This is a genomic window from Ciceribacter sp. T2.26MG-112.2 (genome assembly GCF_900492205.1).
Taxonomy (GTDB): Bacteria; Pseudomonadota; Alphaproteobacteria; order Rhizobiales; family Rhizobiaceae; genus Allorhizobium; species Allorhizobium naphthalenivorans_A.
Window position 1 is genome coordinate 490,001 of record NZ_UEYQ01000001.1, and the last position, 15,815, is coordinate 505,815.

The window sequence follows — 15,815 nt, forward strand, 5'->3', positions numbered from 1 at the left end:
TGCCGCTGGCAGGCGCGGTGCTGGCGACGGCGCCGGTAAAGGGATCGTGGCGCACAAAGGTCTTGCCGGAGATCGCTCCGACCGGCTTGCCGTTGATGATCTGCTTGATGTCCATTTCTGATATCCTCTCGTTGTTGTTGGCAATGGTGTGTTTGATGGAGCCGAAGCCGTCCTAGATGAGATAAGGCCGGCGGTGCGGATTGACGGTGATCCAGCGTAGCTCGGTAAACGCCTCGACCGCCTGCTGACCGCCGAAACGGCCGTAGCCGCTGGCCTTCACGCCGCCGAAAGGGGCATGGGGATCGTCCGTGACGGTCGCGCCGTTGACGTGGCATATGCCGGACTCGATGCGACGCGCGACCGCGATCGCCTGGCCGATGTCCCGCCCGAAGACCGAGGCCGACAGGCCGTACTGGCAGTCATTGGCGATGGTCACCGCCTCGTCGAGACTTTGTGCCCGAATCAGCGCCGCGACCGGGCCAAAACTCTCCTCGCGGTAGAGACGCATCACCGGCGTGACATGGTCGAGCACGGTTGCGTCCATGAAACTGTCATGGGTCGTGCCGCCGACAAGCAGCGATGCCCCCTTGGCTTGCGCATCGGCAACGAGCCCCCTCACCCGCTGGACCGCCTCGGCACCGATCATCGGCCCCAGCGCAAGGCCCGAGATCCGCGGGTCGCCGGCCTTCAGGGAGCGGGACTTCGCGGCAAACCGCGCGGCAAATTCGTCTGCGATCGGCTCGAGCAGGATGATCCGCTCGGTCGACATGCAGATCTGGCCCTGGTTGAAGAAGGCGCCGAAGGCCGCCGCCTCGACCGCATGATCGAGATCGGCATCGGCAAGGACCACGAGCGGCGCCTTGCCGCCGAGTTCCAGCAGGCAGGGCTTGAGATGCCGTGCCGCGATCTGCGCGACGATCCGGCCGACACGGGTGGAGCCGGTGAAATTGACGCGACGGACGGCGGGATGGCCGATCAGCACCTCGACGATGTCTTCGGCGTCCTGCGGCGCATTGCTGACGACATTGACGACACCGGCAGGCGTGCCGGCCTCGATCAGGACGTCGGCTAGAAGACGGTGTGTGTGTGGGCACAACTCGGATGCCTTGAGCACTACCGTGTTGCCGCAGGCGAGCGGCATGGCGATCGCCCTTGCCCCGAGGATGATCGGCGCGTTCCATGGCGCCATGCCCAGACAGACGCCGGCCGGCTGACGCAAGCCCATGGATAGCAGTGCTCCCTGGTCGGAGGGGAGCAGCGAACCGCAAACCTGGGTGGTCATGCCCGCAGCGTCGCGCAGGATTTCTGCCGCAAGCTCGATGTTGAAGCGGCACCAGGCGTCCGTGGCTCCCGTCTCGGCTGTCATCGCCGAGGTGATTTCGCCGGAACGGGCAAGGAGACGATCGGCGGCGGCCAGCAGAATGGCGCGTCTTTCGCCTGGCCCGGTCAGCGACCAGCTCGGGAAGGCCGCAGCCGCGGCATCGGCCGCGCGGCGCGCGTCATTCATCGAGGCGGCGGACGCAATCGTCACCACGGCGCCCCCGACGGGATCGTGCCGCATGAAAGTGGCCGAACCTTCTGCCTCCTGGTCGCGGTTGTCGATGATGAGCTTCGTCTGGAACATGCCTGAATGAGCCTCCTCCCAAAGGCGACACCAGACTAGCCGCCGGGGCACGCATTGAGAATGCGGAAAATTGGGTTTATCTTGTGATTTCCTGGGAAACGGTTCGACAGGGGCAAGGCGATGGTTCGTGCAAAGGGGGAAGTCGATTTTCGCCGCTTCGAGCCGGCGCTTGCGGCGCGCACCCTACAGGTGGCCTCCGCCCCCGAGACGCTCGGCCACCTGTTGTTCGTCGAAAGCGGAAAGGTCAGCCGCGAACACGCCACCGGCAAAGACGACTGGCAAGCCCCCTGCATCGCCTTCCTGCCCGGGTCCGGCCCAACGAAACTCCTCGTGGAAGCGGGATCGAACGCCTCGCTGATCGGACTTGCGCGCGCAGATATTGATGAGAGCAAATCTGTGAACGGCGAACTCTTGTGCAGTCTTCTGTCCGCCGAGCCTCGGGGGATCCCCGTCGAGCGGCGTCATATGGCGCGCCTGGCGCCGCTGCTTGCCGGCCTTGCCCGGGAAAGAGAGGAGGAAAACGGAGAGGCCCGCGCGGCCACCGAGGCCTATGTCACCCTCATCCTGATCGAGACCTGCCGATTGGTGTTTCCCGACCGGGGACCAACCGCAGAGGAACCGGGCTCGACAAATCTACTCTTTCGCTTCCGTCAACTGGTCGAGCGTCATTTCCGCAGCCAGCGCTCGATCGCCACCTATGCCGGTGAACTCGGCATAACAACCGACCGCCTGCACGACATCTGTCGACGCGCGACGGGCCGCGCACCACTGCAACTCGTCCATGAACGGTTGACGCGGGAGGCAGCACTCAACCTCGAACGCTCGACGCGCAGCATTCAGGAGATCGCCGAGACGCTCGGCTTCCGCGACGCCACCTATTTCAGCCATTTCTTCAAGCGCCAGACCGGCCTGCCTCCAGCCGCCTATCGCCAGCGGGCCCGGTTCACGGGTGACGAACAGCGTGGAAATTTCACGGCAACCTATGCCGACTGGCCCTGAACGGCGCTTCGAGAGCGTTCGGCTCGCTGCGCCGGGACTTACCCCTTGGTGATCAGGATCAGGATCACGAACATGGTGGGCACCGCTGCCAGTGCGGGAAGAATGATGGCGGGGTAGCCGAAGGCAAGGATCGCGAGCAACCAGACCAGCAGCAGGTTGAGAACGAACAGCACCTTTGCCGTGGTCGGACCGACGACCGCTTCCTTCAGCATCCAACCGAACAACGGCAATCGGTAAATCATCCGTGCAATCATCGCTTCATCCTTCCCGGGTCGCGCAATCTTGACATTCGTCACCCCTACTGACTGAGGCGATGTGCAGCAATGCGGCAAAATGACATTAGCCAAATGTGGCGAGGCACCCGTCCGGTAGCCACTGACGAATGGCCGCTCGCCGAAACGGCTGAACTGCGGCAAAACACATGCCGCTTCTGGACATGCGTCGCGCAATGATCCTATTAGTGTGATCGTGATGGTTCTGCCAAACCGAACGGAGAGGCGGACGAAGAGGGAATACGGTGAGGACTACCCATCAGGGGCCGAAACCGTGGCTGCCCCCGCAACTGTAAACGGCGAGCGACGTCCAGAATGCCATTGGCCGAGAACGGCTGATAAGGCGGACCGAGCCGAGACCCGTGAGCCAGGAGACCTGCCATCGCACGCGCCGCGAAAGCGGCATCCACTGAAGAACCGCGCGGTGGGCGCGGACGAAAGGAATGACAAATGCATATCGAAGTTGGAATCATCGATCCGGCGCGCCTCGCTATGGCGAACGCAGCCGCCCTCGCCCTCGTGGCCGCTCAACTACCGGCGGCCGTCCGGAATCCGCTGGTCCTGCCGAAGGCTATCCTGGCCGCTGTCGGCTTCTCCGCCATGATGCAGATCTGGCACCTGCCGGTCGGCCCATCCGAGCTCCACCTGATCGGCGCCACGACCATCTACATGCTGTTCGGCTTCGCGCCGGCCATGCTCGGTTTCGCTCTGGGCCTCGTCCTGCAGGCTTTCCTCTTCGAGCCGGGCGACATCCCCCATCTGGGCGTCAACGCCCTGTCCTTGATGATCCCCATGGTCGCCGCGCACTATAGCTTCGGCCGCCGCCTGTTCGACGCGAACATTCGCGACCGCTTCAGCCTCGGCAAGGTCCTGCGCATCGACGCCGTCTACTATGCGGGCGTATCCGCCATGGTCGGCTTCTGGCTGATGATCTCGAATGACAGCTTTGCCCTTGCCGACTGGGCAACCTGGGTCGCCGCCTACTTCCCGGTCTTCGTGGCCGAGGCCGTGATCACCTTCTCGGTCGTATCGGTCATCAAGGGCATTCGCTCGAACGGTCTTGTCTCGCGCATGACCGAAGTGAACCGCCTGACCTTCGCCTGATGGCCCGCGGAGCTGTTCCGCAGGAATGACGACGCGAAGCGCGTGGCCTTGGGTCACGCGCTTTTTTCTTTGAAAAAGACGCCGGCTTGCGGTACCGGCCTTACAGAAGCCACCGCTCGAATTTCGGTCGGCTCGAAATCCTGGGCCGGCTGGCACTTCGGCCGTTTCGACCCGCTGATCAAAGGGTAACGCCGTTGCGCATTCTCTCCGAAGCCCACTTCCCCGAACTGCCGAACTATTATCGCGGCAAGGTGCGCGAAAACTATGATCTGCCCGACGGCAACCGCATCATTATCTCGACCGACCGGCTGAGCGCCTTCGACCGGATCCTCACCTGCATTCCCTACAAGGGACAGGTGCTGACCCAGACGGCGCGCTACTGGTTCGAGGAGACCGCCGACATCTGCCCAAATCACGTCGTCGCCTATCCCGACCCGAATGTCGTGGTCGGCAAGCGGCTGGACATCTTGCCGGTGGAGATCGTCGTGCGCGGCTATCTCGCCGGCACCACCGGCACCTCGGTCCTCACGCTTTACAAGAAGGGCGAGCGCAAGATGTACGGCATCACCCTGCCGGACGGTCTGAGCGACAACCAGGTCTTGCCCGAGCCGATCATCACCCCGACGAGCAAGGCATTCGACGGCGGTCATGACGAACCGCTCAGTGCCGAGCAGATCGTCTCGGAAGGTCTGCTGACGCAGGAACAGTGGGATACGGTCTCGCGCTATGCGCTGGCACTGTTCGCCCGTGGCCAGGAAATCGCCGCCAAGCGCGGCCTGATCCTTGTCGATACGAAGTATGAATTCGGCACCGATGCCAACGGCAAGATCCTGCTCGCCGATGAGATCCACACGCCCGACAGCAGCCGTTACTGGATCGCCGACAGCTATCGAGAGAGCTTCGAGAAGGGTGAGCGCCCGGCGAGCTTCGACAAGGATTTCGTCCGCTCATGGGTCGCCGAACGCTGCGATCCTTACAAGGACGAGATCCCGGAAATCCCGGTCGAACTGGTCGAGGAGACCTCGAAGGTCTATATAAAGGCCTACGAAACCATCACCGGGCTCCGGTTCGAGCCGGATGATCGCGGCGAGACACCGCGCGACCGCGTCCGGATGAACCTCGCCCCCTACTTCCCCGGGAGTTGACCGACCGTGCCCATCGCGCGCGAAAAGGCTAGATCGACCAAGGTCGTCCCGACGAACGACGGCACCGCTCGCTCCCCGTCGCGCCGCCTCCGCCGGCCGGCCGAGGAAACGCGCGAGGACATCCTCAACACGGCCGACCACCTTTTTCGCACCCGTGGCTATGCGAGTGTCGCCATCGCCGACATCGCCACCGAGCTTGGCATGTCGCCCGCCAATGTCTTCAAGCATTTCCATTCGAAAACGAACCTCGTCGACGCGATTTCGGCGCGTCACATCGAGAAAATGATCGACCGCCTCGGTGGCCTGGAAACGACCAAGCCCGCGCCGGAGCGTCTGCTGGACTTCGTCAAGCGACTGATGGAAAGTCATCTTCGCGACCTGGCGGACAATCCCTACCTGTTCGAGATGGTCCTCCTGACAGCCAAGGAGGACCTGCAATGCGGCCATCGCTATCGGGACCGGCTCCTTGCAGACTTGACTATCATTATCGAAGAGGGAATTGCGGAAGGCAGCTACAAGGTTACCAATAGCCGCAAGGCCGCGAACTCGGCCTTTCTCGCACTCAGCTGCGTCTTGCATCCGGTCATGATCGCAAACGAAAAGGCTGACATATTGGCAACACGCTGCGAAGATGTCGTCGCGCTCATTAATGCTGCGCTGCAAAACCCTCTTGCCAAGTGACGATAACTTGAATACGTCACTTGGCAATTGATGCCAGACCTTTATTGCATTGCTCCGTCATGCGCCTCGTCGGTTGATTAACAAGAGTTAATTTCCATGGCGGCCCGCGATGCTGTAGCGCTAGACCGTCCCGCCCCATTGATGACCCGGAAACGACAATGAAAAGACACTTTAAGCTGACCACAGCCCTGTTGGTACTCTCCGCCGTGCTGGTGGGCTGTAACGATTCAGACACCGCTGGCAAGGCTCCGGCCGGAGCCGGGGCTGGGGCCGAACGACCGCCATCACCGGTCAGCGTCGTCGTCATGAAGAAGGCGGAACAACCGCTGACCTCGCTGTTGCCGGGACGCGCGGCAGCCTTCCAGGTCGCCGAAATCCGTCCCCGCGTCAGCGGCATCATCAAGGAGATCGCCTTCAAGGAAGGCAATGAAGTCAAGGAGGGTACCCTCCTCTACAAGATCGAGGACGACACCTATCGCGCCCAGGTCGCACAGGCAGAGGCAAGCCTTGCCAAGGCCGAGGCCGGCGTTCCGAGTGCTGAGGCCAACCTTGCCCGCTACGAGCGTCTGGTCGGCAGCGGCGCCACCCAGATCGAATTCGAAAATGCCAAGGTCACGCTGCTGCAGGCAAAGGCCGATGTCGCCGAGGCCAAGGCTTCGCTGAATGCCGCCCAGATCAACCTCGACCTGACGGAGATCCACGCCCCCTTCGAAGGCGTCACCAGCGCATCGAATTTCTCCATCGGCAATGTCGTGACTGCCAACCAGACGGATGCGCTCACCACGCTGCGCCGTCTCGATCCGATCTATATCGAACTCACCGAATCCAGTGCCAACCTGCTGCGCCTGAAGCAGGCGATCGCGGCCGGCCGGATGAGCGACGGCGACGAAACCGCCGACATCAAGCTGACGCTGGAGGACGGCATCGAATATCCTCATGTCGGCAAACTCGACATGTCGGAAATGGCCGTCAGCGAAACGACCGGCACCTATTCGATCCGTGCCGTTTTCGACAACCCGGACAATCTTATCCTGCCGGGCATGTATGTCCGCGCCACCGTGACGGTCGGCAAGGAAAACGGCTATCTCATTCCGCAACGCGCCGCCAACCGCGATGCGCGTGGAGAATTGACCGCCAAGTTCGTCAATGCCCAAGGTGTCGTGGAGACGCGCACCTTCGCCGAAAGCACCGTATCCGGCAACAACTGGCTGGTCACCGAAGGGATCGCCGACGGCGACAAGCTGATCGTCGACGGGTTCCAATGGATCGGCGATGGCGCCCCGGTCGCCCCGGTCGAAGCAACCGTCGATGACAAGGGTTTCGTCGTTGAAACGCCGAAGGCACCGGAAGCAACCCCGGCCGCAAAGCCCTGAACGGGCGCGGCAGGCAGTAAAAAGGCGCTAAGGGGTAACCAATGGCCAAGTTCTTTATTCGTCGTCCAATCTTTGCCTGGGTGATCGCGATCGTGATCATGCTGGGCGGAGCCCTGGCGATTTCCACGCTTTCCATTTCACAATATCCCGAAATCGCGCCGACCACCGTGCGCATTTCCGCGACCTACAACGGCGCAAGCGCCGAAACGGTCGAGAAATCGGTGACGTCGATCATCGAGGACGGCATGACCGGCCTCGATGATCTGACCTACATGACCTCCTCGTCGAGCACCGGCCGCGCTTCGGTCACGCTGACCTTCGGCAACAGCGTCGAACCGGACATCGCCCAGGTTCAGGTACAGAACAAGCTTCAGCTCGTTCAGTCCCAACTTCCCGACGTGGTTCAGTCGGCCGGCATTTCCGTCACCCGCTCGACGTCGAGCATTCTGCTCGTCGGCGCGCTGGTATCGACGGACGGCGCCCGCATGCCTGTCGTGCTCGGCGACATTTTCTCCTCGCAGATCGAGGACCAGATCAAGCGGCTCGAAGGTGTCGGCAGCATCGAAGTCTTCGGTACCGGCTACGCCATGCGCGTCTGGCTGGACCCGTTCAAGCTCAACAAGTTCCAGCTGACCCCCACCGATGTCACCAGCGCCATTCAAGCCCAGAACACCCAGGTCTCGGTTGGCTCGCTGGGCAACCAGCCGGTCGCGGCCGGCCAGCAGCTGAATGTGACGGTAACGGCGCAGAGCCAGTTGCGAAGCGTCTCGGATTTCGAATCTATCATCTTGAAGGTCGAGACCGATAGCGCCACGGTTCGCCTCAGCGATGTTGCCCGCATCGAGATCGGCCAGGAAAGCTATTCGACCAATACGCGGGCCAACCGCAATCCGGCGACCGGCTTCGCGGTTAACCTTGCGACGGGCGCCAACGCGCTTGACACGGCCGAACGGGTAAAGACGGCACTTGCGGCCATAGCACCGTCCCTGCCGGAAAACGTGATCATCACCTATCCCTACGACACTTCGCCCTTCGTCCAGCTATCGATCGAGAAGGTCGTCCATACGCTGATCGAGGCGATCGTGCTGGTCTTCGTGGTCCTGCTGATCTTCCTGCAGAACCTTCGCGCTACCCTCATTCCGATGATCGCCGTTCCGGTCGTCCTGCTCGGAACCTTCGGGATCCTGGCTCTGACCGGCTACTCGATCAACACGCTGACCATGTTCGCCATGGTGCTTGCCATCGGCCTGCTGGTCGACGACGCGATCGTCGTCGTCGAGAATGTCGAGCGCATCATGTCCGAGGAAGGACTGTCTCCGCTCGAGGCGACCGAGAAATCGATGGGAGAAATCACCGGAGCGATCATCGGCATCGCTCTCGTGCTGACCGCGGTGTTCATTCCAATGGCGTTCTTCGGCGGCTCGACCGGGATCATCTACCGCCAGTTCTCCATCACCATCGTTTCGGCCATGCTGCTTTCCGCAGTCGTCGCCATCGTGCTGACGCCGGCGCTCTGCGCCACCATGCTGAAGCCGATCGATCACACCAAGGAGCGCCGTGGACCGGGTGCCTGGTTCAACCGCAATTTCGACCGGACCACCAACGGCTATGTGTCGAGCATCGGCTACCTGCTGAAGCGCCCCATGCGCGTCATGCTGATGTTCGCTCTCGTCATCGGCGGCTGCGCCTGGATCTTCATGCGCATGCCGAGCTCCTTCCTGCCCCAGGAAGACCAGGGCGTGCTGATGACCATCGTCCAATTGCCCAATGGCTCGACGACGGCGCGTACCGAAGAGGTGATCAAGAAGATCGAGGACTACTACCTCGAGAAGGAGAAGGACGCGGTCCAGGACGTCTTTGCCGTGTCCGGCTTCAGTTTCGTCGGCCAGGGGCAGAACTACGCGCTCGTTTTCGCCAAGCTCAAGGACTTCGACGAACGCACGGCGCCCGAACTCGCCGCATCTGCGGTCGTGCAGCGGGCGATGGGTTATTTCTTCACCCTCCGTGACGCCATGGTCTTCCCGCTCCAGCCGCCGGCCATTCCCGGTCTCGGTACCTCCAGCGGCTTCTCCATGTATCTGGTCGACAGCGGAAACAACGGCACCGAGGCATTGACTGCCGCCTCCAAGCAGCTGATCGGACTGGGTACCACCAATGCCAAGGTCAGTTCGCTCCGCTCCAACAGCCCGGATGCAGAGAGCCAGCTGAAGATCCTGCTCGACCAAGAGAAGATGGGGGCGATGGGCGTCGACCTCGCGACCGTCAATTCGATGCTGTCGACGATCTTCGCCGGCCGCGATGTCAACGACTTCACCCTGAACAACGAACTGAAGCCGGTCTACGTTCAGGGCGACGCGCCCTACCGGATGCAGCCGGACGACCTCGGCCACTGGTATGCTCGCAACACGGATGGCGAGATGGTGCCATTTTCGGCTTTCAGCGAGGTTTCCTGGGTCGGCGGCCCGCCCACTCTGGCGCGCTACAACGGCACCAGTGCCATCTCGCTCGAGGGTGCAGCGGGTCCCGGTATCAGTTCCGGCGACGCGATGGACGAGATGGAGCGCCTGACGGCGGGCCTGGAAGGCGGATATTCCGTCGCCTGGCAGGGGATTTCCTACCAGGAACGCCTCTCCGGTTCGCAGGCTCCGCTTCTCTACGCCCTGTCCATCCTGATCGTTTTCCTCTGCCTCGCGGCCCTGTACGAGAGCTGGTCTATCCCGTTCTCGGTCATCATGGCCGTGCCGGTCGGCGTGCTCGGCGCCCTTGCCGCCGCCTACTTCTTCGACCAGGCCAATGACGTCTACTTCAAGGTCGGACTGCTGACGACCATCGGTCTGGCCGCGAAGAACGCCATCCTGATCGTCGAGTTCGCCCGGGATCGCATGGCGCAGGGAGCAGACCTCCTGGGCGCGACGCTCGAGGCCGCGCGCCTTCGCCTGCGTCCGATCATCATGACCTCGCTCGCCTTCATCCTCGGCGTCGTACCGCTGGCGATCGCCACCGGTGCCGGGTCGGCCGCGCAGAACTCGATCGGTATCGGCGTGCTCGGCGGCATGCTGGCCGCAACCGCGCTCGGCATCTTCTTCGTGCCCTCCTTCTTCGTGATCGTTCGGAGGCTTACAACTCGTGCAAAAACGAAAGAGGCACTGTCATGACATCCAATGGCTTGCTAGGTTAACAAAATATCTGCGCCGCGATTTGCGAATCGCGGCGCAGTTGAGGCATGGGGCGCACAGCGATTGGTCTTGAAGGCCTGCTCTTGCGTTCGACACCCTGATTACAATCTAGGATAAGACGATGGTATCCATTCGCGTAGCCGCCCCCCTCGCCCTGCTGTTGCTGTCCGGCTGTGTGACCGGCCCGGATCACACGCCGCCGCAGACCCCGCTTCCGGAAAAATTTGCCGAAGGCGGCAAGAAGAGCAATGGCGAAGTTGCCATGGCAGCCTGGTGGACCGCCTTCAACGACCGACGCCTCAACGGGCTCGTCGAGCAGGGTCTCGATCAGAACCTCGATGTCCTGCAAGCGCTCGAGCGCATCAGCGCGGCGCAGGCGAATGTCGTTGTCGCCGGTGCCGGCGGCCTGCCGTCTTTGGGCCTGTCGGGCGACGAATCGCTCTCGAAGACCGGGGGCACCGGCGACTACGTCACCCGCACCACCGACACCACCTCGACTGCGAGCGGCGGGCTCAGCGTGTCCTGGCTGCTCGACCTCTTCGGTCAGTATCGCCGCGCCAAGGAAGGGGCCACGGCTTCGCTCGATGCTGCCTATGCCAGCGCCGATGTTGCCAAGCTGTCCTATCTGTCCGACCTCGTCACCTCCTACATCAATGCGCGCTACTATCAGGAACGCATCGCCATCGCCCGCAAGAACCTTGCGTCGCGGCGCGAGACGCTGGATCTGACCAAGCTGCAGCTCGAGGCAGGCGCCGCATCGCGTCTCGACGTCGTGCAGTCGGAAGGTCTGGTCAATTCGACGCTCGCCGATCTGCCGGGCCTTGAAACGAATTTCCGTCAGTCGGCGCATCACATCGCCACCCTGCTGGGCCTGCCGGCCTCCGCGCTCATCGCCGACTTGCAGAAGGGTGCGCCCCAGCCTATCGCACGGCGTAGCGTCAATGCCGGCGTTCCGGCCGACCTCATCCGCAACCGTCCGGACATCCGCAAGGCGGAACGCGAACTCGCCGCTGCAGTCGCCGAAATCGGCGTCGCCGAGGCACAGCTCTATCCGTCGATCACGCTGGGGGGCTCGATCTCGCCCTCCTGGGTCTCGACGAAGTCGCTGGCTGGCAGCATCACGTCCTGGTCCTTTGGGCCGAGCCTGACCCTGCCGATCCTCGACGGCGGCCGCCTGAAGGCCAATGTCGACATCGCGGAATCGTCCGCACGCGGCGCCTATCTGGCTTGGAAGGCCTCCGTGCTCAATGCGGTCGAGGAAGTCGAGAACGCGCTCGCCGCAGTCAACCGCGACAGCCAGACCGTCAATGCCTTGACCGCGACCGTTCGCTCTTATGAGGAAGCCCTGTCGCTTTCGACAGCGAGCTACAAGGACGGCGCCTCCTCGCTGCTCGACGTACTCGACGCCCAGCGTTCAGTATCGACCGCGCAGGCAAGCCTTGCCCAAGCCGTCCAGCAAATGGCAGCCGACTACGTCGCACTCAATGTCGCCATCGGCGGCGGCTATGCCTTCGACAAGAAGGCCGGCATGTAAGCTCGGCCGGACATCAAAACAGGAAGCCCGGCGATCGGAGACGATCGTCGGGTTTTCTTTTCCAGGCGTCTGATCGCGGGAAGTGGGCGGTGGCGATGTCCGTCAGAACGTGGCGGGCGTATTGATCCACAACAGCACCGTCTCCCCATCGAAGCTGTTGTGCCAGGAATGCGGCCGGCGGCTTTCGAAATAGAAGCTGTCGCCGGCGTGCAGTTCGAAGAACCGATCTCCTTCAAGGATGATGCCCAGGCTGCCGGACAGCACGTGGATGAACTCCTCCCCCTCGTGCTGATAGGCGCCTTCGCTGGAGGCCCCCGGCGCCAGTTGGAAGCGATTGCATTCCATCTGGTTGCGGCCTTCGGCAAGAACCTGAACCGTTACCCCAGATGTCGTGGTCGGCCAGGTCGGCCACTTGCCGTCGCGGATCAGCGATTCACCACCCCGCCCCTGTTCCTGTCCGCTGAGCGAGGCTAGCGTCGTGCCGAGAAAGGCCGCGACACCATGCAGCGCCGTGAAGGAAAGTCCCTGCGACGTTCGCTCGAAGGTGGAAAGCTGCGAGACCGAAACGCCTGTCGCTTGGGCCACCGCCTCGAGCGTCCGGCCGGAATCCCGGCGCAGTCGCCGGATCTTCAGCCCGACCGGGATGCCCGCGGGGTCGGAACCCTCTTCCTCCGGGAGATCGAAGGTGTTGACCTCCTCCCCCATGCCCTCCTCGCGCAGGCTCTCGCGAATGGCGGCGGGGTTCAGGCCCTTCTCGCTACGAAGCCAGGCAATCGTCTTCAGCCGCTCGACGAGCGCGCGATCATAAAGCCGTTGCCCGGAAGGGGTACGGATCGGCTGGATGAGGTCCTGCGTTTCCCACAACCTGAGCGTCGAAGGGGAGACCCCGGCCATCCGGGCGGCCTCGGCAATCTTGAAACGGATATCATCCATGAGGACCGAACCCTGTCAGCGCGACGTCATTGCCATGCGTAATAATTGCGGCAAACCATATTGCAAGTCTACAGAAAAAATGTAGGAAATATAACAGCCTTGCGATCGAACTGAATGGCCGATGCCGGGGGTCAACCGTTACCAGAGGAATTTTGACATGAAGAACTCCGAAATCGCAGTTCGCAAGAACGATGCCATCTCGCGCGGCATCGGCATGACCACCCAGATCTATGCCGCCAAGGCGGAAAATGCCGAAGTGTGGGACGTCGAAGGCCGCCGCTACATCGACTTCGCCGGCGGTATCGCGGTTCTCAACACCGGCCATCGCCATCCTAAGGTCATCGAAGCGGTGAAGAAGCAGCTCGATTGCTTCACCCATACCTGCCACCAGGTCATGCCCTATGAGAACTATGTCGCGCTGGCCGAACGTCTGAACAAGATGGTCCCGATCGCCGGCCCGAAGAAGACCATCTTCGCTACGACCGGCGCGGAAGCCGTCGAAAATGCCGTCAAGATCGCCCGTTGCGCCACAGGCCGCTCGGCCGTCATCGCCTTTACCGGTGCCTTCCACGGCCGTACCTTCATGGGCATGGCGCTGACCGGCAAGGTCGTCCCTTACAAGGTCGGCTTCGGCCAGATGATGGGCGATGTCTTCCACGTTCCCTTCCCGATCGAACTGCACGGCATCAGCGTCGAAGAATCGCTCGACGTTCTCGACAAGCTGTTCAAGGCCGACGTCGACCCGAAGCGCGTCGCAGCGATCATTCTCGAGCCGGTGCAGGGCGAAGGCGGCTTCTACGAAGTGCCGCGCGCGCTGATGAAGGCGGTGCGCCAGATCTGCGACGAGCACGGCATCCTGCTGATCGCCGACGAAGTGCAGACCGGCTTTGCCCGTACCGGCAAGCTGTTCGGCATGGAAAACTACGACGTTCAGCCTGACCTCATGACCATGGCCAAGAGCCTGGCCGGCGGCTTCCCGCTGTCCGCCGTCACCGGCCGCGCCGAACTGATGGACGCCCCCGGCCCCGGCGGTCTCGGCGGCACCTATGCCGGCAACCCGCTGGCGATTGCCGCATCCCATGCCGTGCTCGACGTGATCGAGGAAGAAAAGCTCTGCGACCGCGCCAACCAGCTCGGCGGCCGTCTCAAGCAGCGCCTCGAAGCCCTGCGCGCCGACATTCCGCAGATCTCCGACATTCGTGGCCCGGGCTTCATGGTCGCCGTCGAATTCGCCCATGCCGGTTCAACCAAGCCGGATGCCGACCTGACCAATGCGATCCGCCTGAAGGCGCTGGAAAAGGGGCTTATCCTTCTCACCTGCGGCGTTTATGGTAACGTCATCCGCTTCCTGTCGCCGATCACCATCCAGGACGAGGTCTTCAACGAAGCGCTCGACATCATCGAAACCTCGATCCGCGAAGTCGTGGGAGAAAAGAAGTAATGACCATTTCCAACCTCCTCGCCTCGAAGCTGAAGGATGCCTCGCTTGCCACCGACAAGGCTCTTGTCGGCGACGAGTGGGTCTCGGCATCCTCCAGCGGCAAGACCTTTGAAGTGACCAACCCGGCGACCGGCGACGTGATCGCCGTTCTGCCGAACCTCGGCCAGGCAGAAGTAGCCCGCGCTATCGAAATCGCCGACAAGGCACAGAAGGCCTGGGCCAAGAAGACCGGCAAGGAACGCGCCGGCGTGCTTCGCAAACTGTTTGACCTGATGGTCGCCAATGCCGACGACCTGGCCACCATCCTGACGATGGAAATGGGCAAACCCTGGCCGGAAGCCCGCGGCGAGATCCTCTACGGCGCCTCTTATGTCGAATGGTTCGGCGAGGAAGCCAAGCGCGTCTATGGCGACACCATTCCCGGCCACCAGCCTGACAAGCGCATCATGGTGATCCGCCAACCGGTCGGCGTGGTCGGCGCCATCACGCCGTGGAACTTCCCCAACGCCATGCTCGCCCGTAAGATGGCGCCCGCCGTCGCCGTCGGCTGCGCCATGGTGTCGAAGCCCGCCGCGCAAACCCCGCTTTCGGCCCTGGCACTCGCCATCCTCGCCGAACGCGCCGGCCTGCCGCTCGGCGTCTTCTCGGTCATCACCTCGACCGACGCCGCCATGGTCGGCAAGGAGTTCTGCGACAATGACAAGGTCCGCAAGCTGACGTTTACCGGTTCGACCAATGTCGGCCGCATCCTGATGCGCCAGGGTGCCGACCAGATCATGAAGCTCGGCCTTGAACTCGGCGGCAACGCCCCGTTCATCGTCTTTGATGATGCGGACCTCGACGCCGCCGTCGAAGGGGCCATGATCTCGAAATATCGGAATGCCGGCCAGACCTGCGTCTGCGCCAACCGTCTCTACATCCAGTCCGGCGTCTACGACGCCTTTGCCGCCAAGCTCGCCGAGCGCGTTGGCAAGATGAAGGTGGGCGACGGCTTTGCCGAAGGCGTGACCACCGGCCCGCTGATCGACACCAACGCCCTGAAGAAGGTCGAGGAGCACGTCGCCGACGCAGTCTCCAAGGGCGCCAAGGTGGCTTTGGGCGGCAAGCCGGCCGACCAGGGCGGCCTGTTCTTCCAGCCGACGATCCTGACCGGCGTCACCTCCGACATGAAGGTCGCCGTCGAGGAAACCTTCGGCCCGGTCGCGCCGCTCTTCAAGTTCGAGACCGAAGAGGAGGTGATCGAGCTCGCCAACAACACCGAGTTCGGCCTCGCCTCCTACTTCTACTCGAAGGACGTGGCGAAGATCTTCCGGGTTGCCGAAGCGCTCGAATACGGCATGGTCGGCATCAATACCGGCCTGATCTCCACCGAGGTCGCACCGTTCGGTGGCATCAAGCAATCCGGCCTCGGCCGCGAAGGCTCGAAATACGGCATCGATGACTATACCGAGCTGAAATACATGTGCCTCGGCGGGATCGAGTAAGCCTTAAGCACTCAGAACGATCCATCCCCGGCCTTGCGCCGGGGATTTT

13 protein-coding genes and 1 riboswitch (1 of these 14 cut by a window edge) are annotated in these 15,815 nt (G+C 62.6%); of the genes, 9 read left to right on the forward strand and 4 right to left on the reverse strand.

All coding sequences use genetic code 11. The features are described 5' to 3' along the window. Nucleotides 1-115, reverse strand: the start of a protein-coding gene (locus DYZ14_RS02400; protein WP_154719171.1) for an aldehyde dehydrogenase. It extends 1,331 nt beyond the left edge of the window; 115 of the gene's 1,446 nt are visible here — the first part of the coding sequence; the start codon lies at nt 113-115; the stop codon falls past the left edge of the window. A gap of 57 nt (nt 116-172) precedes the next feature. After that, complete coding sequence (locus tag DYZ14_RS02405) at nt 173-1,624, reverse strand: aldehyde dehydrogenase (protein WP_154719172.1); 1,452 nt, start codon at nt 1,622-1,624, stop codon at nt 173-175. A 120-nt stretch (nt 1,625-1,744) separates the two neighbouring features. Between DYZ14_RS02405 and DYZ14_RS02410 the strand changes: the two genes are divergently transcribed. After that, nucleotides 1,745-2,623, forward strand: a complete 879-nt coding sequence (locus tag DYZ14_RS02410; protein WP_154719173.1) for a helix-turn-helix domain-containing protein — start codon at nt 1,745-1,747, stop codon at nt 2,621-2,623. A gap of 38 nt (nt 2,624-2,661) precedes the next feature. Here DYZ14_RS02410 and DYZ14_RS02415 read toward each other — a convergent pair whose 3' ends face one another. Then, nucleotides 2,662-2,877: a hypothetical protein gene (locus DYZ14_RS02415; protein WP_181904073.1), complete on the reverse strand. Its 216-nt coding sequence runs from the start codon at nt 2,875-2,877 to the stop codon at nt 2,662-2,664. Between the two features lie 201 nt (nt 2,878-3,078). Further along, nucleotides 3,079-3,293: riboswitch (cobalamin riboswitch) on the forward strand. A gap of 52 nt (nt 3,294-3,345) precedes the next feature. Between DYZ14_RS02415 and DYZ14_RS02420 the strand changes: the two genes are divergently transcribed. The 6 genes from DYZ14_RS02420 to DYZ14_RS02445 all read left to right on the forward strand — a co-directional run bounded on the left by DYZ14_RS02420 (nt 3,346) and on the right by DYZ14_RS02445 (nt 11,908). Next, nucleotides 3,346-3,999, forward strand: a complete 654-nt coding sequence (locus DYZ14_RS02420) for an energy-coupling factor ABC transporter permease (RefSeq protein WP_154719174.1) — start codon at nt 3,346-3,348, stop codon at nt 3,997-3,999. Between the two features lie 194 nt (nt 4,000-4,193). Beyond that, the gene (locus DYZ14_RS02425; protein WP_154719175.1) at nt 4,194-5,144 is read left to right on the forward strand and encodes a phosphoribosylaminoimidazolesuccinocarboxamide synthase; all 951 of its coding nucleotides are present in this window, start codon (nt 4,194-4,196) and stop codon (nt 5,142-5,144) included. Between the two features lie 120 nt (nt 5,145-5,264). After that, nucleotides 5,265-5,825, forward strand: coding sequence for a TetR family transcriptional regulator (locus tag DYZ14_RS02430; RefSeq protein ID WP_232365424.1), 561 nt, complete (start codon nt 5,265-5,267; stop codon nt 5,823-5,825). Between the two features lie 158 nt (nt 5,826-5,983). After that, the gene (locus DYZ14_RS02435; RefSeq protein ID WP_154719176.1) at nt 5,984-7,198 is read left to right on the forward strand and encodes an efflux RND transporter periplasmic adaptor subunit; all 1,215 of its coding nucleotides are present in this window, start codon (nt 5,984-5,986) and stop codon (nt 7,196-7,198) included. Nucleotides 7,199-7,239: 41 nt separating this feature from the next. Then, complete coding sequence (locus DYZ14_RS02440) at nt 7,240-10,353, forward strand: efflux RND transporter permease subunit (protein WP_154719177.1); 3,114 nt, start codon at nt 7,240-7,242, stop codon at nt 10,351-10,353. Between the two features lie 142 nt (nt 10,354-10,495). After that, nucleotides 10,496-11,908, forward strand: a complete 1,413-nt coding sequence (locus tag DYZ14_RS02445) for an efflux transporter outer membrane subunit (RefSeq protein WP_154719178.1) — start codon at nt 10,496-10,498, stop codon at nt 11,906-11,908. 102 nt (nt 11,909-12,010) lie between these two features. Here the strand turns inward: DYZ14_RS02445 and DYZ14_RS02450 are convergent, their stop codons facing one another. Further along, nucleotides 12,011-12,841, reverse strand: coding sequence for a MerR family transcriptional regulator (locus DYZ14_RS02450; RefSeq protein WP_154719179.1), 831 nt, complete (start codon nt 12,839-12,841; stop codon nt 12,011-12,013). A gap of 157 nt (nt 12,842-12,998) precedes the next feature. Here DYZ14_RS02450 and DYZ14_RS02455 point away from each other — a divergent pair, with 157 nt between their 5' ends. Both DYZ14_RS02455 and DYZ14_RS02460 read left to right on the forward strand, forming a co-directional pair. Continuing rightward, nucleotides 12,999-14,282 (forward strand): 4-aminobutyrate--2-oxoglutarate transaminase, encoded by a 1,284-nt coding sequence (locus DYZ14_RS02455; protein ID WP_154719180.1) that lies wholly within the window; start codon nt 12,999-13,001, stop codon nt 14,280-14,282. Next, on the forward strand, nt 14,282-15,766 hold the full coding sequence (locus DYZ14_RS02460) for an NAD-dependent succinate-semialdehyde dehydrogenase (RefSeq protein WP_154719181.1): 1,485 nt from the start codon (nt 14,282-14,284) through the stop codon (nt 15,764-15,766). The genes DYZ14_RS02455 and DYZ14_RS02460 overlap by 1 nt, the downstream gene beginning before the upstream one ends. The last annotated feature ends 49 nt before the right edge of the window (nt 15,767-15,815 follow it).